Annotated in this window: 26 protein-coding genes; 6 read left to right on the top strand and 20 right to left on the bottom strand. The window is 62.1% G+C overall.

Features of this window, described 5'->3' with window-relative positions:
- The first annotated feature begins 10 nt into the window (after positions 1 to 10).
- Positions 11 to 1771 (top strand): site-specific integrase, encoded by a 1761-nt coding sequence (locus MOE34_RS12350; RefSeq protein WP_242217280.1) that lies wholly within the window; start codon positions 11 to 13, stop codon positions 1769 to 1771.
- Here the strand turns inward: MOE34_RS12350 and MOE34_RS12345 are convergent.
- From MOE34_RS12345 to MOE34_RS12270, 16 genes are all read right to left on the bottom strand, one after another.
- Positions 1768 to 2379 carry a hypothetical protein gene (locus MOE34_RS12345; RefSeq protein ID WP_242217278.1) on the bottom strand — a complete coding sequence of 204 codons (612 nt, stop codon included), beginning with the start codon at positions 2377 to 2379 and terminating at the stop codon, positions 1768 to 1770. The two genes, MOE34_RS12350 and MOE34_RS12345, sit on opposite strands and share 4 nt — an antisense overlap.
- 83 nt (positions 2380 to 2462) lie before the next feature.
- A complete protein-coding gene (locus tag MOE34_RS12340; RefSeq protein WP_242217276.1) occupies positions 2463 to 5174 on the bottom strand; it encodes a M15 family metallopeptidase in 2712 nt (903 codons plus the stop codon).
- A gap of 10 nt (positions 5175 to 5184) precedes the next feature.
- Positions 5185 to 6882: a terminase large subunit gene (locus MOE34_RS12335; protein ID WP_242217274.1), complete on the bottom strand. Its 1698-nt coding sequence runs from the start codon at positions 6880 to 6882 to the stop codon at positions 5185 to 5187.
- A 28-nt stretch (positions 6883 to 6910) separates the two neighbouring features.
- Positions 6911 to 7225 (bottom strand): phage head closure protein, encoded by a 315-nt coding sequence (locus tag MOE34_RS12330; protein WP_242217272.1) that lies wholly within the window; start codon positions 7223 to 7225, stop codon positions 6911 to 6913.
- The gene (locus MOE34_RS12325; protein WP_242217270.1) at positions 7225 to 7632 is read right to left on the bottom strand and encodes a DUF3168 domain-containing protein; all 408 of its coding nucleotides are present in this window, start codon (positions 7630 to 7632) and stop codon (positions 7225 to 7227) included. The genes MOE34_RS12330 and MOE34_RS12325 overlap by 1 nt, the downstream gene beginning before the upstream one ends.
- Positions 7632 to 8036: an HK97-gp10 family putative phage morphogenesis protein gene (locus MOE34_RS12320; protein ID WP_242217268.1), complete on the bottom strand. Its 405-nt coding sequence runs from the start codon at positions 8034 to 8036 to the stop codon at positions 7632 to 7634. Before MOE34_RS12320 ends, MOE34_RS12325 begins: the two co-directional genes overlap by 1 nt.
- 1 nt (position 8037) lies before the next feature.
- Positions 8038 to 8340 carry a head-tail connector protein gene (locus MOE34_RS12315; protein WP_242217266.1) on the bottom strand — a complete coding sequence of 101 codons (303 nt, stop codon included), beginning with the start codon at positions 8338 to 8340 and terminating at the stop codon, positions 8038 to 8040.
- A 342-nt stretch (positions 8341 to 8682) separates the two neighbouring features.
- Complete coding sequence (locus MOE34_RS12310; protein WP_242217264.1) at positions 8683 to 9060, bottom strand: hypothetical protein; 378 nt, start codon at positions 9058 to 9060, stop codon at positions 8683 to 8685.
- Positions 9057 to 9329, bottom strand: a complete 273-nt coding sequence (locus MOE34_RS12305; protein ID WP_347342736.1) for an HNH endonuclease signature motif containing protein — start codon at positions 9327 to 9329, stop codon at positions 9057 to 9059. The genes MOE34_RS12310 and MOE34_RS12305 overlap by 4 nt, the downstream gene beginning before the upstream one ends.
- A gap of 68 nt (positions 9330 to 9397) precedes the next feature.
- Positions 9398 to 9703: a hypothetical protein gene (locus tag MOE34_RS12300; RefSeq protein WP_242217261.1), complete on the bottom strand. Its 306-nt coding sequence runs from the start codon at positions 9701 to 9703 to the stop codon at positions 9398 to 9400.
- 2 nt (positions 9704 to 9705) lie between these two features.
- Positions 9706 to 10275, bottom strand: coding sequence for a hypothetical protein (locus MOE34_RS12295; protein ID WP_242217259.1), 570 nt, complete (start codon positions 10273 to 10275; stop codon positions 9706 to 9708).
- Positions 10276 to 10289: 14 nt separating this feature from the next.
- Positions 10290 to 10766, bottom strand: a complete 477-nt coding sequence (locus MOE34_RS12290; RefSeq protein WP_242217258.1) for a phage tail protein — start codon at positions 10764 to 10766, stop codon at positions 10290 to 10292.
- 60 nt (positions 10767 to 10826) lie between these two features.
- Complete coding sequence (locus tag MOE34_RS12285; RefSeq protein ID WP_242217256.1) at positions 10827 to 11975, bottom strand: phage major capsid protein; 1149 nt, start codon at positions 11973 to 11975, stop codon at positions 10827 to 10829.
- A gap of 2 nt (positions 11976 to 11977) precedes the next feature.
- Positions 11978 to 12508, bottom strand: a complete 531-nt coding sequence (locus tag MOE34_RS12280) for an HK97 family phage prohead protease (protein ID WP_242217254.1) — start codon at positions 12506 to 12508, stop codon at positions 11978 to 11980.
- The gene (locus tag MOE34_RS12275; protein ID WP_242217253.1) at positions 12492 to 12854 is read right to left on the bottom strand and encodes a gene transfer agent family protein; all 363 of its coding nucleotides are present in this window, start codon (positions 12852 to 12854) and stop codon (positions 12492 to 12494) included. The genes MOE34_RS12280 and MOE34_RS12275 overlap by 17 nt, the downstream gene beginning before the upstream one ends.
- Positions 12847 to 14067 (bottom strand): phage portal protein, encoded by a 1221-nt coding sequence (locus MOE34_RS12270; protein WP_242217251.1) that lies wholly within the window; start codon positions 14065 to 14067, stop codon positions 12847 to 12849. Before MOE34_RS12270 ends, MOE34_RS12275 begins: the two co-directional genes overlap by 8 nt.
- Before the next feature lie 406 nt (positions 14068 to 14473).
- Between MOE34_RS12270 and MOE34_RS12265 the strand changes: the two genes are divergently transcribed.
- Entirely contained in the window at positions 14474 to 14827 is a 354-nt protein-coding gene (locus MOE34_RS12265; RefSeq protein WP_242217249.1) for a hypothetical protein, read from the top strand.
- A 1-nt stretch (position 14828) separates the two neighbouring features.
- Entirely contained in the window at positions 14829 to 15548 is a 720-nt protein-coding gene (locus MOE34_RS12260; protein WP_242217247.1) for a hypothetical protein, read from the top strand.
- Positions 15549 to 16452: 904 nt separating this feature from the next.
- Here MOE34_RS12260 and MOE34_RS12255 read toward each other — a convergent pair.
- A complete protein-coding gene (locus MOE34_RS12255) occupies positions 16453 to 18954 on the bottom strand; it encodes an autotransporter outer membrane beta-barrel domain-containing protein (protein ID WP_242217245.1) in 2502 nt (833 codons plus the stop codon).
- Positions 18955 to 19636: 682 nt separating this feature from the next.
- On the opposite strand from MOE34_RS12255, the gene MOE34_RS12250 reads away from it, so the two are divergent.
- Positions 19637 to 20353 carry an MgtC/SapB family protein gene (locus MOE34_RS12250; protein WP_242217243.1) on the top strand — a complete coding sequence of 239 codons (717 nt, stop codon included), beginning with the start codon at positions 19637 to 19639 and terminating at the stop codon, positions 20351 to 20353.
- 134 nt (positions 20354 to 20487) lie between these two features.
- Here the strand turns inward: MOE34_RS12250 and MOE34_RS12245 are convergent, their stop codons facing one another.
- Entirely contained in the window at positions 20488 to 21558 is a 1071-nt protein-coding gene (locus tag MOE34_RS12245) for a patatin-like phospholipase family protein (protein WP_242217242.1), read from the bottom strand.
- A 201-nt stretch (positions 21559 to 21759) separates the two neighbouring features.
- Here MOE34_RS12245 and MOE34_RS12240 point away from each other — a divergent pair, with 201 nt between their 5' ends.
- A complete protein-coding gene (locus tag MOE34_RS12240; protein ID WP_242217240.1) occupies positions 21760 to 22620 on the top strand; it encodes an urea carboxylase-associated family protein in 861 nt (286 codons plus the stop codon).
- On the opposite strand, the gene MOE34_RS12235 is transcribed toward MOE34_RS12240, so the two are convergent.
- Both MOE34_RS12235 and MOE34_RS12230 read right to left on the bottom strand, forming a co-directional pair.
- On the bottom strand, positions 22617 to 23255 hold the full coding sequence (locus tag MOE34_RS12235) for a Vgb family protein (RefSeq protein ID WP_242217238.1): 639 nt from the start codon (positions 23253 to 23255) through the stop codon (positions 22617 to 22619). The genes MOE34_RS12240 and MOE34_RS12235 overlap by 4 nt on opposite strands.
- A gap of 33 nt (positions 23256 to 23288) precedes the next feature.
- A complete protein-coding gene (locus tag MOE34_RS12230; RefSeq protein ID WP_242217236.1) occupies positions 23289 to 24509 on the bottom strand; it encodes a helix-turn-helix domain-containing protein in 1221 nt (406 codons plus the stop codon).
- A gap of 283 nt (positions 24510 to 24792) precedes the next feature.
- Here MOE34_RS12230 and MOE34_RS12225 point away from each other — a divergent pair, with 283 nt between their 5' ends.
- Positions 24793 to 26004, top strand: a complete 1212-nt coding sequence (locus MOE34_RS12225; protein WP_242217235.1) for an MFS transporter — start codon at positions 24793 to 24795, stop codon at positions 26002 to 26004.
- Positions 26005 to 26046: the final 42 nt, after the last annotated feature.

Genomic DNA, 26046 nt, shown 5'->3' with positions numbered 1-26046 from the left:
GGATTGAAAAGTGGAAAAGAAACGTAAAATCAAGTCGCTAAAAGGCCGATCTGCTACACAAGAGCGCTACACAAGCGGGGCAGATGGGATGCTAAAAGTTACGGGATTGATGCGGCGCGGAGGCACCTACAGCCTGCGGCGGCGCGTGCCTTCTGATCTGGTCAAGGCCCTTGGCCGGAAGGAAATTTGGGTCGCTCTAGGCACGTCAGACCCCAAAGCGGCGGCAAAGGAAGCGCGGCTCGTTTCGGTTCGTCTCGACCTCGAATGGGAAAAGGCGCGCGAGGCCCTGAAGCGGGGCGAACCGATCAACCCAGGCGATAAGGTTTCAGAAGCTGACATCCGCCGCGCCGTGCTTGGGGAATTCTGGAAGGCAGAGCAGGGCGCTACCCCCGTGCGCGATGAAGAAGCGCGGGAAAATGCGGAGCATGACATCGGCGGCTTTGAAAGTCGTGATCCTTCGGCGGAGGCCGCGCTGTTCGCCCAGGCGCGTTCTCTGATTAATGAGCGCAGGCTGAATATTCCTCTTCCGACTGAAGGGCAAATGGGCAAGCCGGCAGCGTCCTTCATCGCATCGCCAGAACTCATGCGCCTAATTGAAACGTTACGGCGGGCAGACATCGAGCATCTAAAGCGGATGCTCGACCGTATGGACGGCGGGCATGGCGACATTGCCCATGATCCGCTGTTCTCAGGCATCAATTCTGTCTCGCCTGCGCCATCCGTTGCAACGGGTTGCACGCTGGGCGAGGCCATCACCCGTTTTGAAAATGATCCGACGCGGGCTCATCTGGGCGGCTCGGCCGACGCAAAATATGTAGTCACCTTCCGCGTGATGAAGGAGGCAATCGGGGAGTCCCGTCCGCTCGCCGCGATAACGCGCGCCGAGTGCGCCGCAGTGCAGGAAGTCATTGCCGGCATTCCCGCCAACGTGGCGAAGCTGAAGGCCTACGCCAAGTGCAAGACCATGCGCGAGGTCGCGGCCCTGGCAGCCCAGCGCGGCGACAAGCTCATGTCGACTGGCACGGTGCGGGTCTACACCCACACCATGAGTTCGTTTTTCAACTGGGCGATAAATAAGGGGCTGCTGTCGATCAACCCGGCAACCCGCATGGCTCCGGCAAAAGGGACTGCCGAGGTCTCGCGCCGGCCGTTCACGGTCGATGAAATGAACAAGATCGTTGCCGGGCTCCCGAAGTGGTCGAAAGACGGACAGATGAGCGGCCGATATTGGGTTCCGCTCATTGGCATTTTCTCCGGCATGCGCCTGGGCGAGATTGTTGGGCTTGCCCCGGACGACATTGCGGTGCGGGATGGCGTCGATTGCTTCATTCTGCGGAAGACGGAAGAGCGGAGCCTCAAGACCCCCGGCAGTGAGCGCGTTGTCCCCGTGCACCCGGAGCTTAAGCGGCTTGGCCTGCTGGAGTGGGCGGAGAAGATGCGGGAGAAGAAGAGCCCCAGGCTCTTCCCGGAATTGGAAGGGAAAGATCAGGCCCAGCGGGCGGACCTATTCCAGAAGCGTTTTGCCTACTGGCAAAAGCAAGTGCTCGGCATCAATGACAAGGGTGCCTCGTTCCATTCATTCCGTCACGGTTTCCGCGATGCTCTGCGGGAAGCGGGCGTGCCAATCGACGCTACCAGGGCGCTAGGCGGCTGGGCGCGCTCTGGCGGCGTCGAGGAGCGCTATGGACAGGGCACGAGACCGGCGACGCTCGCTAAATGGATGGCGAAGGTCAGCTATGACGGGCTTGAGCTGCCCCGTGAGGAAGGTTAGGCGGGGAATGTTGCGATTGATTGCAGGCCGTCAATTTCTCGCGTCAGCTTGTTTATGCGCGATGTAGCTCGCTCGCGCTCGATTTTTGCGGACCAATAAGGCAGGAAGAACCAAGCAATCCCTAAGCTGAAAAAGACGACAAGTGCAGCGAGGAGAAAATATAAAAAGCCGAATTTTAGGAAGTAAAACGGGCCAAGGATAAGCTTTGTCGCATTGTATCGCGATTTTGCTATGCCTTCTTGCCTTTCCCGTTCTTGTTGAAGTTCAGAGATTGAGCCTCTGGCTGAAATGATACTTTCCCTCAAAAGCCTGTGAAGATTTGGGAGGTCATTCTTCGAAGTGGAGCAGAGGAGTTCGTCTCCATCCGCTACTTTGATTATAAATGTCGCCCTGCCGCGTGACGCTCCAACTACGCTCCCCGCAACCAGACCAGCACCACCTAGCAATAATCCGCCAACAACCGCGCCCCCTATCGCATTTCCTGCACCCCCATCCATTAAGGAGGAAATGGCAACAGGCGTTAAGGATTGGCCTCTGTATCGAATTTTCCCTTTAGACAGAACGGCCCGCGTCTTGTTGCCGTTCCTTTCTATTACCTGAAAATTCATCGACTCCTCCCGGCGTTCGGGAGGGAGTATATTCAACCATAGGGTGATTTCCAGCGAGTTCGTTGTTCCATGAGCAATTTCTCTTACCGCCCCCAGAGCAGGCCGCCGGGGCGCAATTCGTCGGTGAGAAAATTCGCCATCTCTTGGCGGACATGTTCCGAGACCTGACGGGCGATGCGTCGAGAGTTCGCGTCGTCCATGGCCGTGTTCCCGGAGCTACCCTGGGTCGACACATTCACGTTGATACTGCCGAAATTCACGTTGCCTCCGCCGGCCGCCGGGCCGCGCCGGCTTCCGAGGTTCGCGCGAGGCAGCACGGGAGTCTTGCCGGAATTGATCGCCTCCAGGAGAGGGCGATTTTTCGCTGCATCCTCGGCGTTGATCACATGTTCTCCGTCTGACAACCATGCTGGCACCTTGTCAGAGCGAGGACCGCCAGGGCCGCGCACACGGCCGCCGCTGGCGAATGCCTGAATTTCCCCGCCGTCCTTCGCGCCGAAGAGGCCGCCGAAAAGACTGCCAAGGATACCCCCGCCGCCAGCTGTGCCGAAGATGCCGGCGAGTGGGCCTTCGCCCAGGAGCGCCGCTTGCAAGGTCGCCTTTACGAGCATCTGCAAAAGGCCCTGCAATGCCTGTTCGGCCGTCTGGGTGCCCATGATGAAACCCGTTAGCGCGTCGGCGGTGCCCTGGGCGAAGAAATCGGCGGCGGCTCGCGCTTCCTCCTGTGTTGTCGACAAGCGCCTGGTAGCTTCTTCGGCCTGCGCCATACCCTGCGCAAGCTGGGCGATCTCGGCTCGTTGTTGTGGCGTGAGCTGGATGCCGGCACGCTGGGCCTCATTGAGCATTTCCTGCTCATAACGATAGGCGGCAGCGGCTTGCGCCGTCATACTGAGGGCCTGCTGTTCGGTGCCCTGGGCGGCGACGTGCTCGCGTGCGCCGTCAATGATCCGGCGATAGGCTTCGCTCTGCTGGGTTGCGGCCTGAGTCAGCTTGTCGATTTCGGCCGTGACCTGGGTGCTGCGGGCGTCGGCATCTTCGATATGCCAATTCTCGTTATTGAGCGGGAAGGATAGGCCGAAGCGGCTGGCATTCGCATGCACCCACTGCCGGGCAGCGTCCGAACCATAGCCGAGGTCAGCCGCGTTGCCTTTGTTGTGCTGGGAGTTGCCGGGCGGTGCGACCCACTTCCGGGCGGCCTCCGGCGAGCCGTATTTCTGGAGCGCCTGGAGCCATAGCTCTTGCTGGCGCTGGACCGAACGAAAGCCGGAGTTGATGGTCACGCTGCCTTTGAGGTCGTCAGGCATATTCGCAAGCATGGTGGTCAGCTTAGATGCGAAGGCGCTGGCCATACCCTCAATATGCGTCTGGGCTTTGCCCGATGCCAGGGCGGCCGAAAGATATCGCGTCGGGTCGTCGGTAGCGGATTTCACGTTTACGGCGGCGAGCGCCTTCCCGCGCAGCTCGTTGGCGAGGTAAACCTCTCCCATGCTGCGCGCCTTGGAGACGGCGAGGCGATATGCCTCGTCAATCTGCATTTTCGTGTCGAGATCGCGCAGGGACGCGGCAAGCTCCGGCACCTCATTGCGAAGCGACCGGATTGCATCGGCATAGGTCTGGAGCTTGCTTGCGGCGGTGCCGGCGGCATTCCCCGTGCTGCCAAGCGCGCCATTGAGGGCGTCAACGGGCGGTTTCGCGGACTTCGCATCCTCGCCGGTCTTGTAGATGAAGTTTTCGGAATAGCCCTGGCGACGGTCCAGAATGTCGCGAAGGCGCATCGCTTCGCCCGTCAGCTCCTCAATGAGTTGTTTCTGACGCTCAATGTTGAGGTCGAGGGCGGCGTCTTCGGGGAATGCCGCCTTGTTTAGTTCAAGATCGGAGAGAAGGCCCTTCGCCGCCTGGAGCTTTTCATAGACGCCCGAGAGCGCAAGCTGGACATTGCGGGTGGTCTGCTCATCGATCTTGTTGAAGCGGTCGAGCCAATCGTCCATGTCGCCAACAACATCCACGACGGCCGCTTTGAGCGCCGTGCCGATGGTCGCAGCGATGGCATTGAACTTCCGGTCGATCTCGTCGGCGCGCTGGATGACGTCATCTTCAAGGATAAGGCCGAGGTCATTGGCCTCCTGGATAGACGCGCGGATGCCAGCCGCGCCACGGTCAAGCAGTTCAACGAAGCGCTCGCCGCCCGTGCCGCCGAAAAGCTCGTCGGCGATGCGGATTTGCGCGGCGCGGTCCAGGTGTTCCAGCTTGCCGATGATCTCGACCAGGAGCGCCGAAGGGTCGGTGAGCTTGCGCTTCAGCTCCTCTGCTCCGTAGCCCAGGCGCTGGAAAGCCTCTGCGGCGCTGCCTTTCCCGGTGACGATGAATTCGTCGGCGCGAAGGTTCAGCTCCTTCATCCCGTCGACAAGTGCATCAACGGGAATGCGGTTTTGCTCGGCGACAAAACCAAGCTCCTGAAACGCCTTGCTGCTGAGGCCGGCGCGCTTCGCCTCGTTGCCGATATTTGCCACGCCCTTTGCAATGCCGCCGATGCGGGAAATGATACCGTCCAAAGCGCCTATGCTAATGCCAGCAACCAAGCCGGCAAGACCGCCCTTCATGGCCGCCATGGCGAGATTGACGCCCTTGGAGGCCTTGCCCATAGAGTCTTCCAAGCGGTCGGCCGATTGCCGGGCACGGCGCTCGATCTGGTCGAAATTGCTTGTTGCCGTCCGGTTCGCCCGCTGGAAGTTTCGCTCAAAATCCTTGATGCGAGCTTCCAGGGCGACGACGAGGCGTTCTTCTTCGGTGGACATGCGAAAATCCTCAGAAAATAAGGAGCCCTTCCGGGCGGTCATGGCTTTCGTAAATTGATCGGCTGTCCTCGCCCAACGCGGCGCGGCCTACGGCCATGGCAGCGGCAACGGCCCCGTCGATCTTGTCGCGCGCCTTGCCCTTGTGGAACGAGCGGTTCCCCTTGCCATCGTCTTGGATTGCGATGTTGTCGAAGTTCCAGCGCAGGACCGGATTGCCGCCATGGCGGAATTTCCCGGCCAGGAGAGCTTTCTCCAGCTCCCGGATGGCTGGCCCCATTGTCACCCAGCCCTGGCGCATCTCGATTGCGGGATAGCCGTCGTCCACGAGGTTCGCCATGGTGATGCGGGCATAGTGTGGGTCGAAGGCCACTTCCCGAACGTCGAAGCGGTCGCAGAGTTCGCGGATATGGTCTTCCACGGCGCGGATATCGACCACATTGCCCGGCGTGGCGATGATGTGCCCTTCCTCCGCCCATCGGGTGTAGGGGTAGCCACTCTGCTGGGTGCGCCTGTCGATGTTGTCTTCCGGGCAAAAGAACCACGGCACGACGGCATAGCCGCCATTTCCGTCTCGCCATGCGGCGACAACGGCGGTGAGGTCGGATGTGCTGGAGAGGTCCACGCCCAACCAGCACGGCAAATCCTCCAGCTCATCCAGATCGACGCGAGCGCTGCCACGGTCATAGACGGGCATTTCGACAAACGGTGTCGAGGAGTGCCCCAGCCATACGTTGAGGTGAAGCTGGCGGAAGGCGTCCCTATCTGCGGGACGCTCGGCGGCCTCGCGGGCGAGTTGCCGGAGGCCGGCTAGGTCGGGATAACCGTGCTCAAGGCCGGGATTTGCGGCCCGCCAAACCCCTTCATCCTGCCAGTCGGCATCCGGCGAGGTCTCGAACAATACGGGCAATGTCGCAGGGTCATGCACCTTGCCGGCCGCCACCTTGCGGGCATAGTCGATCACCTCATAGGCGATATTCTCCTGCCCACGGCCAGCCGTGGTGATCACGATGGAGAGCGAGCCTGTCACCTTCACGAGACCAGTGCGGAGAACATCCCAGAGGTCGCGCTTCTTCCAGGCATGGATTTCATCCATGAGCGCAAAAACGGGCGTGCGCCCGTGCTGGGTGCCGGCATCGCTCGATAGGCTTTCCAGAAAGGAACCGTTCGGGAAGGTCAGGCGGTTTTTGTACTCCTGGAGCTTGATGGAGTTCCCCGCGTTGAAGCGGCGGGACTGCTGCCCCTTTGTCCAAAGCTCGCTATCTCCGGCCCGAATGATGCTTTCGGCCTCTGTGAAGGCGAGCTTAGCCTGTTTACGGTCGGCGGCGGCGGTCAGGACTTCCCCGCCCGGCACGGCCTCCGGCCCCATCGTGTGGAGGAGCGCAAGGGCCGCGCCCAGGCTGGTTTTTCGATTGCCGCGCGGAAGCAACATCACGACATTCCGCACGATGCGGTTGCCGTGCTCATCGCACGGGCCGTAAATCTGGCGGACGATGCGCTCTTGCCATGGGTCGAGCTGGAAGCCGTTGCCCGGAAGCCGGGACTTCGGATGTTTCAGGCCGCGCAGGAAGTCCACGGCGCGCTGGCCGTAGCCGAACGGGTCAGGGATTTCCGGGAATGCATTCGTCGGTGCAACGGGTTGCACCGGAGATGGGCGCGAGCGATGTCGAATATTCGGCGTTGCAACGCGTTGCAATGGGCGGCTGCGCATCCTGATTTTCGGTGCAACGGGTTGCAATTCAGCCTCCCGCCACGCATCGCAGATCAAGGCCGCCGCGTCTGCCGAGTTCTTTGATTTCCTTCACGTCGAAAGCCCTGCCGCCATAGCTCACACGGTCGGCGGTCGTGAGGTCCGACAGCCGACGAATGCGGAAGACGATGGCGGTTTGCGCGTCGGTGCCAGCGTTCTGGAGAAATTCTTCCGTGCCCTGCTGGATGACCTGGGCGCGAACGGTCGCGAGCGAGGCCCAGCCTTCCGTGACAGTCCCGAAGTCGTCAACGATCTCGCCGCGCCGTTCGATGGTGATGGTCTTGTCGAGCTTGCCGGCGCGCATCACCGCACCTCCTTGACGACGGCGGCCAGAGACAGGACGCCATGTGAATGAACGCCATCAGGGTCACGAAGGAAGCGGGAGCCGGTGACGTGAAGGTCGGCGACGTGCAGGCCCGTGGCGGTCCAGTTCGTATCCACGAGGGCGGCGCGGATGGCTCCGGCGATCTGCTTGCCGATGACGAGGCCGGTTTCCTTCGCCCAGATGTGAAGGTCGAGGAAGGCTTCATGCCGCTGGCGCGCGATATCGCCGCCTGGGAGCGTCTGGCCTTCACCGATAAGAACGCAAGGGAAGACGGAGGGCAGCCCGTTGGCATCGCGGATGTTCGCGGCGGGCACGAGCGCAACGAGCGCCGACGATGCCACGAGGCGGGTGCGGACGGCGGCTTGAAGGGCGAGCGACGGCTCCATTATTTTGCCTCCTTCACGGCTTTGCGCACGGCGCGCTTTACGCGTTGGGCCAAGACCTTGCGCTTCAGGCGAAAGGCCGGCCAGAAGAACGGCTGGGCTGGAGCATTCGCCGCCCCGTATTCCACGAGATGAGGGTAGCGAACGTCCTCATTGCCGGCGGTCACGATCACCTCAAGTTCGCCGGCCACGCGGGAGCCGCCGGGCTGGGAGTACGGTGGCGTCTGCTCTCCGGGTGCCGTGACGGTGATGCTGTCGCGCAGATCGCCGCTGTCTACCGGGGCGAGGAAGCGCATGGACATGGCAAGGTCGACGCCAGCGCGTGTGAGGGCTGGCGCGACCGCCTGCTTTGCGGCCTTCGGGATAGCGGCGAGACGCCGCTGCAAACGGGCGGATTGCTTTGCCATGTCAGAATACCCAGGCGCGATAGGGCGCTACAAGATCGAAGACGCCCAACGGAAGGAGGTCGGCCGACACGCCCACCAGCGAGGCTTCCCGGTTTTCATAGAGGTGCCCGGCGAGTTGCCGGACGGCCTCCTCAAGCGGGGCTGGCGTCCCGTCAGGAAAGGCCGTGACATCATCCAGCGGGGAGCCGATGAACTTCGCGAGCCAAGCCTCGGCGGTGGCGACTTTTGCGATGAGGAGCGCATCATCCTCGGCGGTGTCGATGGCAAGATGCGCTTTGATATCTTCAAGAGAAATGATCGACATGGCTTAATCCATCAACGTTATTGATTGCAAATCGTGCGCGTGCCTTCCCGCGCCGGTCCCTGCCGTATTTCGAAAAGTCTTGACCTACCCCCGGTATGCCGTCTTCATGGAGCGACTGCCCTGGAAGAAAGAGCCTCCCGTGAGTAAATCCGCCCACGATATCCCTGACATTGGCTATAAGGCTTACGATGAACTGAGCAGGCTCAGCCGCAGCCCTGGCGCATCTCCTGATTTTTGTGAGTTCGGCGATCTCTGGCTGCATGGACTGCTGAGAGGCACGCACGCGCACGCGGAGATAACGGAGTTGGGGCGGGAATATCTGAGAACAAGGAGAATATAGCTTCACGTTGCTACTCTCCTCTTCGGCCGCCGCTCATATCCAGCGTGCATATTGTTTGCGATTTGTTCTACGCTAAGGCCGTCTCTGCGCAACCACTTATATAGTGTGGGATACGGGACGCCCAACTCTCGCGCCCAACCGGAGAGTGACAGGCGCTTGCCGCCAAGCTCGACATAGATCGCCTTGGGATGCGCATGGGCGAGGCGCTGGCGCTCCTCTTCCTCAACTTCTGCGGCCTCAAGAACGCGTGCGCCACGGCGGCGCTTGTAGACGGTCGCCTTTGGCCATCCCGTGGCCTTCATGATCTCGCGGACGGTGAGCCACTGGCCCCGAAATTGGTAGCGGACTGCGCCTTCGATGTTGGGCGTGCTCAACTTCATGGCCGGCGCTCCTCAGATTGCTTGCGAGACGAATGGCAGGGCGTGCACAGGGGCTGCCAGTTCGAGCGCGACCAGAAGAGGCGCTTGTCGCCCTTGTGCGGGGTCTTGTGGTCGACCAGGGCAGCCGGTCGGCCGCACATTGCGCAGTTGGGGTACGCCTTCAGATAGACGGCGCGCTCTTTATCCCACTTGCTGTCATAGCCGCGCTCGCGGGCTGTCGGCCGCTGGGCATCATGGCGTGCTTTGCGTTCCCGATCGCGGGCGAGCATATGCGCGCACCTCTGGCCAGAGGCGACGACACACCCGCAAGCTCGAATGGAAGGCGCGCTCCTGGGCATCACAGCACCTCAGCTTTGCAACCCGTTGCAACGGGGCGTGCGCGCTTGCGAATTCTGACTGTGGTCTTCGGTGCGGCCTTGAGGGCGTCAAGCTCGTAATCAAAGAACGCCAACACTCTTTCGAGCTGAAATATGGAGAGGGAGCCCAGGCCGGCAAGGAATTTGTAGAGCACGCATCTGCTTATCTTGGTGGCGTCTGCTACGTGCGCGACCGGGATGGAATTTTCGGCGATCAGCTCATTAACCAGAGCTGCCCATCCGCCGAGGCATTCATCTTCTTCCTTGTTTTCGCTGCGCCGGCCCATGACTAACTCTCTGCTTTCGTGGTGCCGATGGCGGAGAAGGCAGCGCGGAATTTATCCGCAATCGGCCTGCTATCGGCGGCTTTGGGTTTCGAGGACTTTTCGCCGCCGCCGTGGATGGCGCGCAGCATGTCTAGGTGCCCCTCATAGGCGAGGGTGATTTCTGCCGGCGTGGCGTCCAATGTCTCTTCTGGCGTCCAGCCCATCCAACCCGTGCCGAATTTATAGAGGGCGGCGAGGTGATCGCCGAAAGGCTGGGTTTCACGCTTTGCATCGCCCTCGCCACGCTCCGCCCGTACCTTTCCCGCGTCGATGCCGGCGCAAGCCAGCACATAGGCCGTGAGCGCGGGCAGAATGGCTGGAAGGGCGTCAAAGACGCGATGCTCAACGAGGTCGCCGTCATAATGTGGTTCTACGATCTCGACGGAGGCGCTGAGGCTCTGCTCACCCAGGTCAATAAGAAGCTGGCGGAAGCCGCCTTCACGACGCTCCAGGCGGAGCGCATGGCGGAGGGACGGCCGAAGCTCGACCGTCTCGCCTGCCAGAGTGATGAGGATTTCTTCCGCCAGCTTCATCGTCGGTTTCCCGCTTACGTGGCCGAAGCTGCGACTTCGATGATCGGGCCTGAGATGGCCAGCGTGAACGTCGTCTTGACGATGTCATCCGCGCCGCCGAAGGAGTTTTTCCGGCTGGCAACGATGGCCGAAAAATAGAACTTCGAGTTCTTCGGGCTCGCGCCGGCTGTCGGCTTGTCGTTCAGCTCAACCTGGAAGTTATAGGCGGCGCTAGACTGCTCGGCGGCGACAAGGGCGGCATAGCCCTCATCATCACTGTCGCGGGCAACCACGAGTTCCATGGTGCCGTTGTCGCGCGAGCCCTTCAGCTTGCGGGTATAGGTCTGGTCAACAAACTTGCCGACAACGATTTCGGCTTCAGAACCGGCCTCGCCGACATCTTCGATATTCGCAATAGGTGTCCAGTCGTCACCGGCATAGGCAACGGCGGTGGTGAACTTTTCAGTAGTGCCAATCGAGACAACAGTCCCTGCGGCGGTGGTCATGGTCATGGCTTTGATCCTCTGAGAACTGGTGAAACGGGCGGCTGCGGGCCGCCCGTGGGTAATTGCTTATGCCGTCGCGACCTTGATGAGCTTGAAGGCGTCCGGCTTCACAACGCCGCCGCCGACACGACGGCGGAGGTGGAAGCGGGTCTGGCCCTTGGTCGCAAGGCTGAAGGGGTCGCGCAGGAGGGCGAGCGAAACACGGTCCACGATGCGATAGCCCTGGGCGAAGTCGCCGAAGACGATGGGGAGCGCGTTGGCGGCGACATCCGGCATGTCCGGCAGCTCGGCGACGGGGCGGCCGAGGATGGTTTCCGGCTGGCCTGCGGCAAGGCCGGGCTGCCAGAGGAAATTGCCCTGGCCGTCCTTAAGCTTGCGGACGGCGGCGAGCGTGTTGGAATTCATGCCCCAGGTCGCCGATGCGCGGTAGGGTGCCGGCAGGGCATAGAATGCGTCGATGAGCTTGTCGGCCGGAGCGGTGCCCAGTGTCGAGGCATTGCCGGTCGCAATCGTCGCAATGGACGTGTCGGCAAGAATGCCCTTCGGCTTGCCGGTGCCGTCGCCAGCAACGAAGGCTGCGCCCTCCAGGCGGCCGAATTCTTCCGCGCCGTCGAAAGCGACTTCGGAAGCGAGATCGAAAGCCGCATCCTCCAGGAGCTGATTGGAGATATCGATATAGCAGGCTGCCTCGAACGGGGTGAGCTTCACCTGATCATACGTCGCCTGGGTGCCGGTGCGGTCGGCGGTCTCACCAACCCATGCGGCCGTCATGGTGCCGGTGCGCTTCGGCATCGTGACGTCTGCGCCGGCAATCGTCATGACGCGGGCATACTGGCGGATGGGCGAGAACTGCACGATGCCCTTGAGGAGTTCGGCGACGAAGTTTTCGGGCACGAGGAAGCCGCCCGCCGAGTCCGTCGCGACCGTCATGGCGCGGACTTCTTCGGCGGAAAGCCCATGCTCGCCACGGCGGAGGTAGTTCACGAACGCGCGCTGCTCCGGTGCCGGCTCGTTGCGCTGTTCCTGCTGGCTGCCGGGACGCGAAAGGCGGGTTTCGAGTTGGGCGATACGGTCGGTCAGGCCGCGAACTTCGGTCTGGTGCGCGGTGTGGCGCTGCTCTGCGGCGGTGCGCAGCTCTTCCACTGCGGCGGTAGCCACTGCCAGCGGGTCATTGTCGGCCGGGTCAGCGCGGGTTTCAATAATTTCGGGATGCATGCTCACTTTCCTTTCAGGCTGGTGGCGGCAGCGCGGCAGGCCGCTGCGAAAGCCGCTGCTGCCGTCTCGGTGCCATGGGTGGAGGTACGAACTTTCGTGATGCCGCTGCCGGGCACGGCCGGGAACGCGACGATGCTGATTTCCTTCAGGCTGGCCTCAAGGATGCGACGAACGCCATTTGCCCGGCGTTCGTCTTTCACAGTGGCGAAACCTATGCTGAGGCCCTTCACGTCGCCAGCCTGGAGGAGCGAGCGCACCTCCAGGGCTTTCGCTACGGCAAGGTTGAGCTTGCCCTTGGCGGTGAGGCCGTCGGCGCGGACGTGGAACGAAGACCAGGAGCCAATCACGTTGGCCGGGTCATGGCTCCAGAGCATCGGGACCGTGCGCCCTTCGATGCCCCGGAAGGCATCGGGTGCGAACTCGGTGCGGTAGGAGTCCACGACGTTGAACGTGACGGCCGTGCCTTCGATCTCACCGGCATCGCCCACATCGCCGAAGCGGACTTCGAAATCCATTTCACTCAGCTTGTGCATCGGTCTTCCTTCTGCGGGGGCGTTTTGCAACTGGTTGCACGGTGCCGGACATGAGCGCGTCCAGTACGGGCATGGCTGTCAGGTAAAGGCGCGTTACGGGCAGGATGGCCGCATAGGTCGCGACGAGGGCCGACGCTTCTTTCGGGTCCATGCCGCCGCCGACGAGGCCCAGGCGAAGGACTTCGGTCAGGTCGGAAAACCCGAAATCCGAAGCTAGGAAGCGCCGGAATAGGCCGCCGATGCCGTGGGCGGTCTTGCGCTCCAGCTCGATCACGAGTTCGGGCGGCAGATGGAATGCATACTCGGCATCGCCGAAGAATTGGCGGATGGGCTCGCGCTCACTCATTGCCGCCGCCTTCCTGGCCATTGCCTGCGCCGGTGGAGGTGTAGGGATTGGCGAGGCTGTTGCCGTCAGCCAGCGGCGGCAGGTTGAGGCCGGCGCGCACCTCGTTGGCCGTCATCGCCCCCATGCTGCGATATTGGCCGTAAGCGGTGGCACGGGTAGCGAAGTCAGCGCGGAGAAGGGCATCCGTCAGGTGCTCGACATAGAGGGTGTCGCGATCTTCCTGCGCGATGAGCTTCAATGTTGCCTCTGCCTCCCATCGGGAAAGCCACGGGGCAAGGCTGTAGGTAAGGAACTGCTGGCCACCTGTCTCGGCGTTCGCCCAGGTCTGGCGGCTGTAGTCCATAAGAAGGACCGGCGGCACGCGCAGGACACGGGCGAGTTCCGTAATAGCGAGGCCCCAGATTTCGAGAAACTGGGCGTCAGTCGATTTGAACGAAAGTGGGGTGAAGACGCCGCCTTCTTCCAAAACGGCTGTGCCGCCGGAATTGCCGCCGGCTGTTGCGGCCTGCCAGCTTGCCTTAATGCGTGTGGCGACTTCCGCGCCGAGCCGTTGGGGGAAAGAGAGGATGCCCGATGGCCGGCCGCCGTTGGCGAAGAGCCGGCAAGCATGCTGCTGCATGGTGATTAGGAGGCCAACGGCATCCCGCGCTTCCATGATCGGGCTTTTGCCGGAGATGCCATCGGCAGACAGTGACGACGGCGCGCGGATGTGCAGCATGTCCCCGAATGCGATGGTGCGGCGGCCGTTGCTCGTACTCAGGCGATAGCGGGGCTCGCCGGTCGCGCCGTCCAGCTCGACTGAAACGATGGAGGGCTGGAGACGATGCAGCTCGCGCGGTTCGCCCTCGCGGTCTCGAACGATCAGCGCATAGCCGTTGCCGTGGAGGATGGCGTCGGCGGTAAGAAGCTCGCGGAGCTGAGGGCCACGCGTCCACGGGCAGGCATCGCCGTTCAGGAGGCCATATGCCGGGTGATCGTTCTCGCGCTCACGGGAGCCGTTCGCCTCGCGGCGGTAGGCGTGCAAAGGCAAGATGCCAATGGCTTCGGAAATCGCCCTGACGCCAGCGGCGACGGCGGGAACGGTCATGGCAGAGGCGGCCGAGACTGCAACGCCAGCGGTGGACGCAATCGCGCCGAAGACTTGGAAGTCATAAGGTGTCGGGTCGGCGAGGCTGCGGCTCTCGTTGCCCGCATCTGTTGCAACCCGTTGCAAATCTCTTCGAGACAGAAAACTGAACATCCGACACCCTCAAAAGTTGCCGGAATTTTACGTTTACGCCTACTAATGTTCAATTACGAAGAAAAAATAAATCTGCAATATCAAAGTGTTAGTCAAATATCTGAGAAGGGGATGCCGGTGACGCAATCGATCACGTCACCGGCTATTCGGGTCAGCACGGCCCGAATGTCTCCAGGAGCTGCTGGAGAGCCGCCACCATGGAAGGCAATGGCGGATCGACAAGGAGCCGACAACGATGACTACCGCTAATACTTCTGAATATCAAGTATAAAATTGGCCATACGCATATGTATAAGTGTTTGTCAAGTTTAATATTCATGTTTCGCTTGACGAATTGGCTCAATATGGTACGAATTCGCAAGATCAAAGGAGCTGCATCATGACTGATACACAGAATATTGCTGAACGCGCCCGACACACACTTGCGCGGATTTGGCGACCCCACCTTTCGACGGACGAATTCGCCGTCTGCCATTATGTGCTTGATGCCACGGTCGAGCGCGGTGAAGTCGCGCTCTTCGCAAGCTTCACGGAGCTGTCGGCTGGGCGGCCGGCACCGGAAGGCTCCCTCTGGCCTTGGAAGCTGCCGCCCATCGGCATGCCGCGCTCAACGTTCTATCGTGCGCTGCGCGGGCTGCGGGCAAAGGGCGTTATCGATGCGGAGCGCATGGGGGCATGCACTCGGTTCGAGGTGTTCCTTGACTGGCAGCCGGAAGCGGGCGGGAGGGCTTGAAATGGCAGCTGCCGCGCAGAAGGTCGCCAATTCTGGAGAATTCGGTTCCGGCGTAAGGCCTGGATCGCGATGGGTCACGAATAGCGGGGTGGAATTCCTCAACTCGCTTTGCCCCAACAAGCAGTACCCGTTCCCTGATTTCGATTGGCTTCGACCAGGGGAGCGAGAATGCCTAAGCAGGGCATGCGGCAAGGCATTCGATGCCGTTTGTGACAGTTGGGCGATTAGCGTGTTTGCTCGCCTTCGGTTGAAAGTCGATGAGCAGCGCGTATTAGCGGTCATTGATTTAAAAACGCTTCGCTTCCGTAAGCTGGCGGACAAAATCACTCGTGAGACATTTCTCGGCGATGATCGGAAGGACAAGCACGATTTCAATATTGTTCCTCCGACCGGGCTCTATGACGGAAATCTCTCAAGAAGCCTCAAAACTCTGAAAGAGAAGGGGCTGATTGGATGCGTGAAAGCGGTGCAATACAAGGGACGCGAGGCGTCAAATATTTACTCGGTTGCCCCCATCAATAACCTGATAGAAATCTTCCTTGCTGGGCTCCACAACGCGCTTTGCGCCCAAACGGATATTGAGGAGCAACGATTGGGCGAGCTGCACAACTTACTCTCGGCTGAGATCAGAGCGCGCTGTGCTGACATCATTGCGGAGGATAGTGCCAATCTGGCGGATATTGCGAAGGGTAGTGCCAATGTGGCGGATGTTTCTGTTTAGTTCCCCTGTTGGGAGGCAGGGGATCGATCCCCTGCTGGGGAGCAGGACTAAAGTACAGAATATATTCAAGCTCCAGAAAGACCCCCTGCGGGGTCGCTTCGCTGCGCTCGCGAAGCGGGGCTCTCCCGGTAGAAAAGAAAAAATCCTTCCCCGGTAGAGAAAGACCTCCCCCGATTGCGGCCGCCCCCCTCCATGTGAAAAATCATAAGGTGCTAAAATGTCGAAGAGAAAAAAATTCACTGGCCCGCTGCTCCTGGTGCCGAAAAAACTGCGCGGTCGTGAGCAGCCTTTGTTTGGTGAGGTGCCAACGAATGAGCCGGTCGTACGTATCCGGCAGCGTCGGCGCGGAAATGTGGTTGCGCTTGCCTCGCATCCGAAGTTCGGCCGGGCTCGCCGCAGGGTAGTCGAGGGGCGATCTGCGGATGTGCTCGCATTCCGCCGTACAGACTCACCAGCGCGCGTCTAGGGGCGCGGGCAAGGGATGGGGCGGGAAGAGCTGGAAACGCCCCAGTGACTCGCTGTAGCGTTTGCGAATAGGGCTCCCTATGCCCCGAAATCCCTTGACTTTCCCTCATGATTGCTACACAAAGTGCACTCATGGTCGGTCATAAGTTATTGATTTTCTTTCATTCGCCTAATTTTTAGGCGTTTCCCTCCGGGCCCACCAAAAATCCTTGAAAGCAATTACATGCAAGTTGGTTAGCCATGGTGATTAGCCAACGGGTTAGCCGCTCTTCTTTTGGCGCTGGTGAGCTTGCTCACCTTGGCATGGTGTCGAGAGTGAGCCGCCACGTTTCTCAAGCCCTGCCGGCGCGGTTCTTGCCTCATGTGGATCTCGCAGGCAGAGCCGGCTATGTGCCTAGCCGGCCCCAAGGTTGCTGGAATCGCTTCCGCTTGCCGTGGATCACCACGACACCTTGATGCCGACGCGTCCGCCGAAGCTGTGGCCGTCGGCGTCGTTGACGGCGACGCTGTAATTGCCGACGCCGAACAGCGAAACGTTCTGGCTGAGCTGCGCGGAGACGCCGAGGTCGAACTGAGCGATCGTACCGCCAAGATCAGTTGTGAGCGTCGTCGGATTGGAACCATCGAGGGCCGAGAAGGTCGTCTTCGCCTGGGAGCCGAAGTCGGTCCACAGGCCAGCGCGGGCCCAGGCCGTTACCGTGTGGCCGTCTTCCAGTGTCCAGTCCTTCGACAGGCGACCAGAGAGCCGCCCAAAGACCGCGTCGGTGTCGTTGAAGCCGATCCGGCCGAAGGCGTCCGTGCCATTGTTGAAGCTCAGGTGCTGGTAGACGAGCTGACCCTGCGGCTCGAAGGTAAAGCCGTTGCCGAGTTCGAACGGATAGCCGCTCTCCAGCGAGGCGATGATGCCAACGCCATCAGTCCTGAGCGTCTGGGGATTGGTGTTGCTCGAGTTCCCCGAAACGTTGTCATAGTAGGTGCCTTGCAGCACCGCATCGACATACCAGCCGCTCGGTGCGATATGCGTGTAGTAGCCCCCGAGGGAATAGCCGTCCATCGAGACCTTGCCGACCTCCGAACCATGGCCGAGGTTGAGCACTGAGCGCACATCGGCGCTGGCCGTGCCCGCCCCGACATAAAAACCGGCCATATCGCGCGAGCCGCCGCCATTGTCGCGACGCAGCAGGTCCATGCCGACCTGCAACCCGCCAAACCTGAAGTCGTAGGATGGACCGTGCTGGTTGAAGCTGGCGCTGAGCGCGCCGACATTGCCGTTGAAGCCGTAGCCATAACGCCCGGTGTCGCCGAAGATGCGCCCCCAGGCAGCTGAGGGAGAAGCACCGGTAGCGGTAGCGAACTCGTTTTCAGTGCGTTCATGCCAGGTGCCGAGCAAGCCAAGTCCGAAGCGGCTGGCCAGCGCCGGAATGGTCGTGTCGACAATGACCTCAGAACGATAGATCGGCACCTCGCCGCTACCGCCGTTTTCGCATGCGGGCATGCCTGCCGCGCCGGGCAGCGTACAATCCAGTGTGGAGCGCAGATACCAGTTGCCGTCGGTCGAAGCCGCGCCGACACCCCCCTGGAACAGCAGATATTCATAGGCGCCCGCTGCCACACGGTTGCTGAGCGTAAATATGCCGTTCGAGGCAGGAGCGCCGTTGGTCACATGCACCAACTCGATGCCGTTGCTGGTCGTCAGGCCGCCGAGGCCGCCGGCATTGATCACCCGAACTCCGGTCTGCCCCGACGTCGTGCCGTTGACCACCATCCGGTCGCTTGGCGAACTGTCCACGTCGAGAACGGTGTTGAAGACAATCGTGCCGCCGTTGCCGACATAGTTGCCGTTGACGGTCAGCACGGTGCCCGGCGCAGTGTTCGTGCCCATGCTGACCTGACCGGCATTGGCGAGCTCCGCCACCGTCTGGTTGAACCCGGACAGGTCAAGCCTGCCGGCCGCGCCAACGTTTACAGCCGAGTTCGCGCTGAAGGTATCTGTGGCGCCTGCCTGCAACGTTCCTGCGAAAACATCGGTTGCGCCTGAGTAGGTATTGGCTGCCGACAGCGTCAGCGTTCCAGCCCCGGCTTTCGTCAGCGCGCCCGCCCCGGAGATGACGCTGGCGGCGCCAATGTCGAAGCCGTTGGAATCGATGGTGCCACCGCCGGACAGGAGCTCGAAAGTCCCCGTTCCGGTAAAGTTGATGAAATTGGCATTAGAACTGAAGGCCTGCAGCGTGCCATTGTCGAGGGACATGGTCCCCTGACCTGAGATCGACCCGGTATTCATCAGGCCGCCATTCTGAACCGATAGCGTGCTGCCGTCATAAATGGCCAGATTGCCGAAATTGTCCCATTGCGATCCGGCGCCGTCCACCGAGACCGTGCCTCTGCCATTCAGAGCCAGGCCGAGGACCGCGCCATTGGAAATCACAAGACCGCCGGCCAGAATATCGAGCGTGCCGTTGCCGGCAAGGCCCACGACCAGTTGGTTTGTTGCCCACGAAGATCCCGTACCTGAAACCGTGGCAATACCGGTACTGGTAGTCTGGCCACCGACATACGTCTGGCCTGTAGTCGACGAAACGCTGCCACCATCGTTGATGGTCAATTCACCGTCACCAAAATTGCCGACATAAAAAACGCCCGAATTGATCAACTGCGCTCCAGCGCCACTTACGGTCACCAGGCCGTAGCTGCCGGTGCTGCTGCCGAGATAAGCACCATTGCTCAAGACGCTGCCACCGGTGGAGATATGGAGGTTACCTGTATCGAGTGAGCCTACATTCAAAGTCCCCCCAATATTCCATGGGGAAGACTGGGATCCGGGAACCGTGACGGTTTGACCGTTGTCGATTACCACCTGAGCCAGCGCCATGGATGGCCAGCCCAGGAGGGCCACCATGGATACACTAGCTGCGTTGCGAGCAAGAAAGGACTTCAATTCCATTAATCACACCTGTTGAACAATTATTTCTGTTTTGATCTGCCACTGAACTGCCATCCGGCTGCGATTAAAGCCTCGACCATTTCTGTCGTGTCGTAGGCGTACGCCCAGCAAGCAGCGAAGACGCGTAGCCTTCGATCTGCGTAGGGTCCAAACAAAATCCGCGCTGCTGTGGCGCGGCGAAGTCCGGATTACAGCATAAGCATTGAGTTTTCTGAATATGGTGTCTTTGCGTTAGCGCAATGACGCTCCGGTTTGGCGAGCAAATGCCAGATATTGGAGTTTTTACTCGCGTTATAGTATTATGATCGCCGTCGAGGGCGAACGTTTTCCCGGATTTTTTTCGATGGCGTACCGGTATTCTCTTCCACAGCGTCTGCTGTCCTTTGTCGTGGCGATATGGCAGGCGTCGGCATACGGAGCTTTGCCTCATCTCAAGCGAAGGTTTTGGTACTGGCACCCGAATTGGCTTTAACGCCTGCTGCGGCGGGTATTTTCGTGTTGGGGGTGGGAGTAGTGATGGCCCCGACGGAGAGAGCGGAGAGCACGACAGGTCTTCGCAGAGGGAGCGCTATAGTCTCAGGAGGCTAGCGCACAGACCCATCCCACGGAGATGCGCTCGATTGTGTGGCCTGCAATGTGTGGTAGTGTTCTGCGGGCTGGCGGTCGGATCTGATAAGGCATCATGGCGGAGCATATCGATTATTTATACAACATACTTTCGATCTCTTCCCGGCTCGTCGCAGCCTTGGTGTTGGGGGCGCTTGTCGGGATCGAGAGACAATGGCGTCAACAACACACCGGTCTGACGACACATGCTCTCGTCGCGCTTGGAGCTGCAGCCTATTGCGCGACTCCTGACATTGTCGGTGCGTCGCAAGGGATCCGTATGGGCGGACAGGTTGTCACCGGGATAGGTTTTCTCGGGGCCGGCTTGATCATGCGCGACGGCATGAACGTTCGTGGGTTGAGCACGGCGGCTACCGTGTGGGCGACTGGAGCGATCGGAGTATTCGCTGGGTATGGGCTTCTGCTGGAGGCTGCTGAGGCCGCGGCGATGATATTGTTTATCAACATTACATTGCCCCGGTTGGGCGCTATCCTGAACCGGTATGCTCCAGACCGACGGGAGATCGAACGCTTCTACGTCGTTGAGTTGAAATGTCCTGCCAGGGATGAAGCCGATATCCGCTCGAATTTGCTACAGGCAATGCGGGCGCGGGGGCTGAGACTTCATTCGCTTGAAAGCCATGCGGTTACCGGGACATCATCTGTAGAAGTCGAAGCAATCGTATATAGTCAACGTGAGGAGGATGAACTGGTCGAGGCGCTGGTTGGCGAGATGAGTCTATCTCCCAAGATATTTTCAAGCAGTTGGACATCTACGGCACCGCCAGAGTAGTAGCCGGATGCGTTAATCTCAAAGGCAGGGTGATGTATGCGCCTTGGGTCATGCTTGAGAGAGTGTCTGGTGGCTTCTTACCTTCGCAGAGAACTTCTCTCGAAGGCCGCCATTCCCGCCGTAACCCGGCATCCTCACACCTGTTCGAGAACGGTATCCAGGATCGCGTCGAAGTCGAAGGTCGAGCGGACGCCGAGGTCTTCGGCGTGGGTCTGCAGGAACTGGTCCGCGGAACCTTGGCCTTCTTCGCGCAGCATGTTCAGGAACGCCCACTCGGCGTTGAGCTTCGAGGAGGCGCCGACGCTCATCAGGATCGGGCTGGTGATGCGGTGGAGGCGTGTTTCGGACCATTGCCTGATCCACTCCACATGATCGAGGTTGCCGTCCTCGGCCACGGCGCGCCTGAACATGGCGATGCCGCGCAGCTCCTTCTTGAGGCTCGAATTGAACGAAATCTCGTTGAGGCGGTCCAGGATCTCGCGGGCGGTGCGCGGAGTCTCCTGCCGCTCCACGGGATTGATCTGCACCAGGAGCGTGTCCTGTGCTTCGCTTTCGTGGATGAGCGGCGTCAGCAGCGGGTTGCCGGAAAAGCCGCCGTCCCAGTAGGAATCGCCGTCGATCGTGACGGACTGGTGCATCAGCGGCAGGCATGCCGACGCCAGGACCACGTCGGCGGTCATCTCGGCATTGCGGAAGACGCGCGGCAGACCGGTGCGCACGTTCGTCGCGGTGACATAGAGCTTGAGCGGGGACTGCTTGAGGCGCTCGAAGTCGATGCTTTCCTCGAGAATGTCGCGCAGCGGATTGATGTTCGCCGGATTGGTCTCGTAGGGCGAGAGCAGGCGGCTGAAGATGTCGAAGAAGAAGTAGCCGGGCGAATTGTCGAGCGTCCAGTTGCCGGTCATCACGTCGAGCGGGCTGCGCTGGATCGGGCTGAAACGGGCCGCATCGCTGACCCGCCGCCAGAAGGCTTCGAGCGAGGCCTTCGCGCCGGCCGGCCCGTTCTCGACATAGCCGTGCGCCAGCGCCACGGCGTTCATGGCGCCCGCCGATGTGCCGGTGACGCTGTCGAGCTTCAGCGAGGGGTCGTCCAGGATGCGCTCGATGACGCCCCAGGTGAACGCGCCGTGCGAGCCGCCGCCCTGCAGGGCGAGATTGATGGCAAGGGGATTGGAGGCATCGCGTCGCGACGCAGCGCTTTTCATCGGTCGAGCCACCATCAATCCAACCTTTCGACAGCCGCAGCACGTGCGATGCATAGCACGTCGTTGTGCGGCGCAACAAGGAAATTGAAAGGCCGCGACGTCGCATCGATTGCATGATGTTGAACAATCGTAGTAATGTTATTCAACAAGAATGATGGCGGCGCAGATTATCCGGTGTCGGCCTGGCGAGAGGAGATCGAGATGAAGCCCGATGCGATGACGGCAGCGCCTGCGGATGCGGCGGCGCGCAAGGCGATAAAGCCGGTGGTCTGCTATCCGGTGGAGATGCTGCCGCGGCCGGAGCTTGCGGCCTATCGTGCGTTGCGCGACGATCTGGAGCTTGTCGAAACCATCGTCGTGCCGCCGCGTGAGGCGGCGACGTGGACGGTGCCGGCGGGGCATTTCTGCCGGATCGTCTGCAGCGAGGGGGCGCAGGTCGGCGACCTCAACCTCTTCAACGCCAACGACCTGAAGGAGCGGTTCTATTCCGGCAAGACGCGGGCGCTGAACGGCACGCATGTCGGGCTTGGGGACCAGCTCTTTTCCAGCTTCCCCTATCTCAGGCCCATCGCCACCATCACGCACGACACGCTCGACTGGTACGGCTTCGACGAATTCGGCGGGGCGGTGCATGATGTGATCGGCACGCGCTGCGATCCCTATACGCATAATCTTCTCAGCCATGGCGGCCAGTACCATCATTGCTGTCATTCCAACCTGACGCGCGCCCTCGCGCGGAAGACCGGCATGACGCCGCGCGAGGCGGAAGGGTATGTGCATGATGTGCTGAACGTCTTCATGTGCACCGGCTTCACGCGCGATACCGGGCAGTATTTCATGAAGGCCAGCCCGGTGCGGCCGGGCGATTATCTGGAGTTCTTCGCGGAGATCGATCTTCTCGGCTGCATGTCCGCCTGCCCGGGCGGGGATTGCTCATCTGAGCATTCCTCCGATACGGCGAAATGCTATCCGATGGTCGTGGAAATCCACAGGGCCAAGGCGCGGCCCGCCGGCTGGGCGCCGCCGCCGGTCAACGGCTACGACGGCACCCACGGGCTTTAGCGCGCGCCCGGACGGCGGACGGCGCGCACCACGCCGCGTCGCCCGCCGCCGCAGAAGAAGCGGTCGGCGCCGTCGGATTCAAGGCCTGAGACGACCATGCCTTCGGGCATGACGATCGTGTCGAGCACGGCGCCGGTCTCGGGGTCGATATGGCGCAGGTCGCTTTCCTCGCCCTCCCATGTGCCGTGCCAGAGCTGGCCGTCCACCCAGGTGACGCCCGTCACCATGCGATTGCTCTGGATGACGCGCAGGACCGCGCCGGTTTCCGGATCTATCTGGTGGATTCGCCTGCCGCGATATTCGCCGACCCAGAGCGAGCCTTCCGCCCAGGTGAGGCCGGAATCGCCGCCACCGCCGGGGGCCGGGATGGTGGCGAGCACCGTGCCGGAGGTCGGGTCGATCTTGTGGATCCGGTCCTCGGATATCTGGAAGAGGTGGCGGCCGTCATAGGCGGTGCCGGCATGGGCCGCCATTTCGATGGCGCCCAGCATGCGCCCGTCCTCGGGGTCGATCGCCTTGATCGCATCGCCGGCGGCGAACCAGATGGCCTTACCGTCGAAGGTGACGCCGCCGATCTGCTCCACGCCGGGATAGGGACCGTATTCGCGCAGGATGTCTGCCTCGGTGGTCGTCATCGTCGTCTCCTCTGGATCCTGGATGGTCTCATCCTAGTCGCCGGGCAGGGGACCCGGGAGTAACAAGAGTGTCGAGAATGCCCCCGGTGTCGGTGTCAGCCAGCGCCGTGCTCTGCCGCGGCCGACCGGCTGTACCTTGCCGACGGCGGCAAGCCGCTCGAGGGCGCGCTGCACGGTGCGACCGCTGGCGCCGAGCGCGATGGCGAGGGCTGAACTGGACCAGGCCTCGCCATCGGCGAGAAGCGCCAGCACATCGGCATGCGGCTCGTCGCGCGGCGGGGCGAGCACGGCGACCGCCCGGTCGCCGTGCGGGGCCAGCCTGAAGCCGGCAGGCGTGGCGTCGATATCCGCGAAAGGAGCCAGTTCGGCGCGCAGGCGGCCCATTTCAACGCGCAGGCGGGCGCGGTGGGATTCGTCGGCATGCCGCGCGCGAAAGGCGCGCAGCAAGAGGGCCTCGCGGCTCGCATCGCCCGGAAAGGCTTCCGCCAGCGTGCGCAGCAGGGAAAAGAGGATCGGGCGCGTAGCAAGCGAGATCGCCGTCTCCCCGCTACGCGCGACATGCCGGCAGGCATCGACGATCAGCGTCGGGGTGGCGAACAGGGTCTCAACGGCGTCGGGCAGGAGCGGGCGTTCCCCGTCATGAGTGATCAGGCGGGCGGCGGGCTGTTCCAGCACGCGCGCGGCGTCCTCGATCTCCCGCATCAGTGGCGGGATGCCTGCCTGCCGGGCGGCCTCGGCGGCGCGCCCGAAGGCCTGCCGAGCAGTCCCGATGCGCACGCGGCGGGTCGCGATGCCGGCTGCGGCGAGTTCATGGGCGGCCCGCAGCGGCGGGGGCAGGGCGGCGGGGTCGATTGCCGCCAGCATCTTGGCCGCCTCGTCCAGCCGGCCGATCAGCAGCAGCCGGCGGATGGCGAGCGTCCTGGCATGGGCGGCGTTGAGGCGGTCGCCGTGAGCATCCAGCGTCGCGCCGGCGGCGGCGAGCGCCTTGACCGGCCAGGTCAGGTCGCGCGAGACGAGGGCGATTTCCGCCTCGGCGACGATGCAGCGCGCCCGCGCCACCGTCTCGCGCGGGCCGAAGGCGCCGGCGGCGCTCTTCAGCAGCGCCTTCGCCCGGTCGAGATCGCCGAGCTGGGCCATGGCTATGCCGCGCAGCGCGAGCGCCGGCGCGTCGTCGCGCAGCGCCACGCGGTCGAGCGCGCCGAGCGGGTCGCCGCCGGCCAAGGCCCGCGCGGCGGCAATGATCATCGAGTCCATGCCATTCCCGTCACACTTGTAACTCCCGCTGTCGGGCCGCCTGCTTCTAGTCTTGCCGTGTCCGTCACCGAGGAAAGGCGTTTTGCCCTCCGGGTTCAAGTCCATTCTGGCCGAAGACCGGGGGAGAATGGCGATCCGTCTTGCCGCGGGGTGTTTTCGGCCGCATCGTGCGTTTTCTTTTCAGGCGATGTCGGAAGCGCCTTGCGGCCAGCGTCTTCCATGGGAGACCGGACAAGGCGATCCGGGTGGCTTTTGCCGCCGGTCGAGCCACGAGGAGATGACAATGATCCATACGCATTATCGCTGGGTGATCGTCGCGGCAGGGGGGCTGCTCGGCTGCATCGCGATCGGCGCCATGTTCTCGCTACCCGTCTTCCTGCTGCCGATCGCCAAGGAGACCGGCTGGTCGGTGACGGGCGTTTCCACCGCCATGACCATCGGCTTCCTTGCCATGGCCTTCGCCAGCATGGGTTGGGGTGGCCTGTCCGATCGCTGGGGGCCGCGGCCCGTCGTGCTGGCCGGCTCGGTGCTGCTGGCCGCAAGTCTCGTGCTGGCGAGCTTCGCCACCTCGCTCGTCGCCTTCCAGTTCGTCTTCGGTCTCCTGGTGGGGGTGGCGGTCGCCGCCGTCTTTGCGCCGATGATGGCCTGTGTGACCGGCTGGTTCGATACCCATCGCAGCCTCGCCGTCTCGCTGGTCTCCGCCGGCATGGGCATGGCACCCATGACCATGTCGCCCTTCGCCGCCTGGCTCGTGACCATGCACGACTGGCGTACCTCCATGCAGATCATCGCGGCGGTCGTCGGCCTGACGATGATCCCGGTCTCGCTGCTGATCCGGCGTCCCCCGGTGCTGGAGGCCGGGGCTGCGGCCGCCATGGCCGGCGAACCGCAGGAGAGCATGACGGCGCGCGAGGTGCTGCGCTCGCCGCAATTCATCATCCTGTGCCTGACGAATTTCTTCTGCTGCGCCACCCATTCCGGGCCGATCTTCCATACGGTGAGCTATGCCATCACCTGCGGCATCCCGATGATCGCCGCCGTCACCATCTACAGCGTCGAGGGGCTGGCTGGCATGGGCGGGCGCGTGGTGTTCGGCCTGCTCGGCGATCGGTTCGGGGCCAAGCATATCCTCGTGCTGGGGTTGTTCGTGCAGGCCTTCGGGGCGCTCGCCTATGTCTTCACCGGCGGGCTGGCCTCGTTCTACCTCGTCGCGGGCCTCTTCGGCTTCATCTATGCCGGCGTCATGCCGCTCTATGCGGTCATCGCGCGGGAGAACTTTCCACTGCGCATGATGGGCACGGTGATCGGCGGCACAGCCATGGCCGGCAGCCTCGGCATGGCGCTGGGACCGGTGGCGGGCGGACTGATCTACGATACCTTCGCCAGCTATACCTGGCTCTATGTCGGCTCCTGGCGCATCGGCCTCGGCGCTTTCCTGATCGCCATGACCTTCCGGCCGGTTCCGAAGATGCGGGAGGCGCTGCCGGTGGCTTGAGGCGGGGAGAGCCGCGACCATGGCCGGCCTGATTGTCAGGCG

Source organism: Shinella zoogloeoides (assembly GCF_022682305.1).
Lineage (GTDB): Bacteria > Pseudomonadota > Alphaproteobacteria > Rhizobiales > Rhizobiaceae > Shinella > Shinella zoogloeoides_B.
The sequence above is the reverse complement of the archived record's forward strand: the minus strand, read 5'-3'. Positions and strand labels throughout refer to the sequence as shown.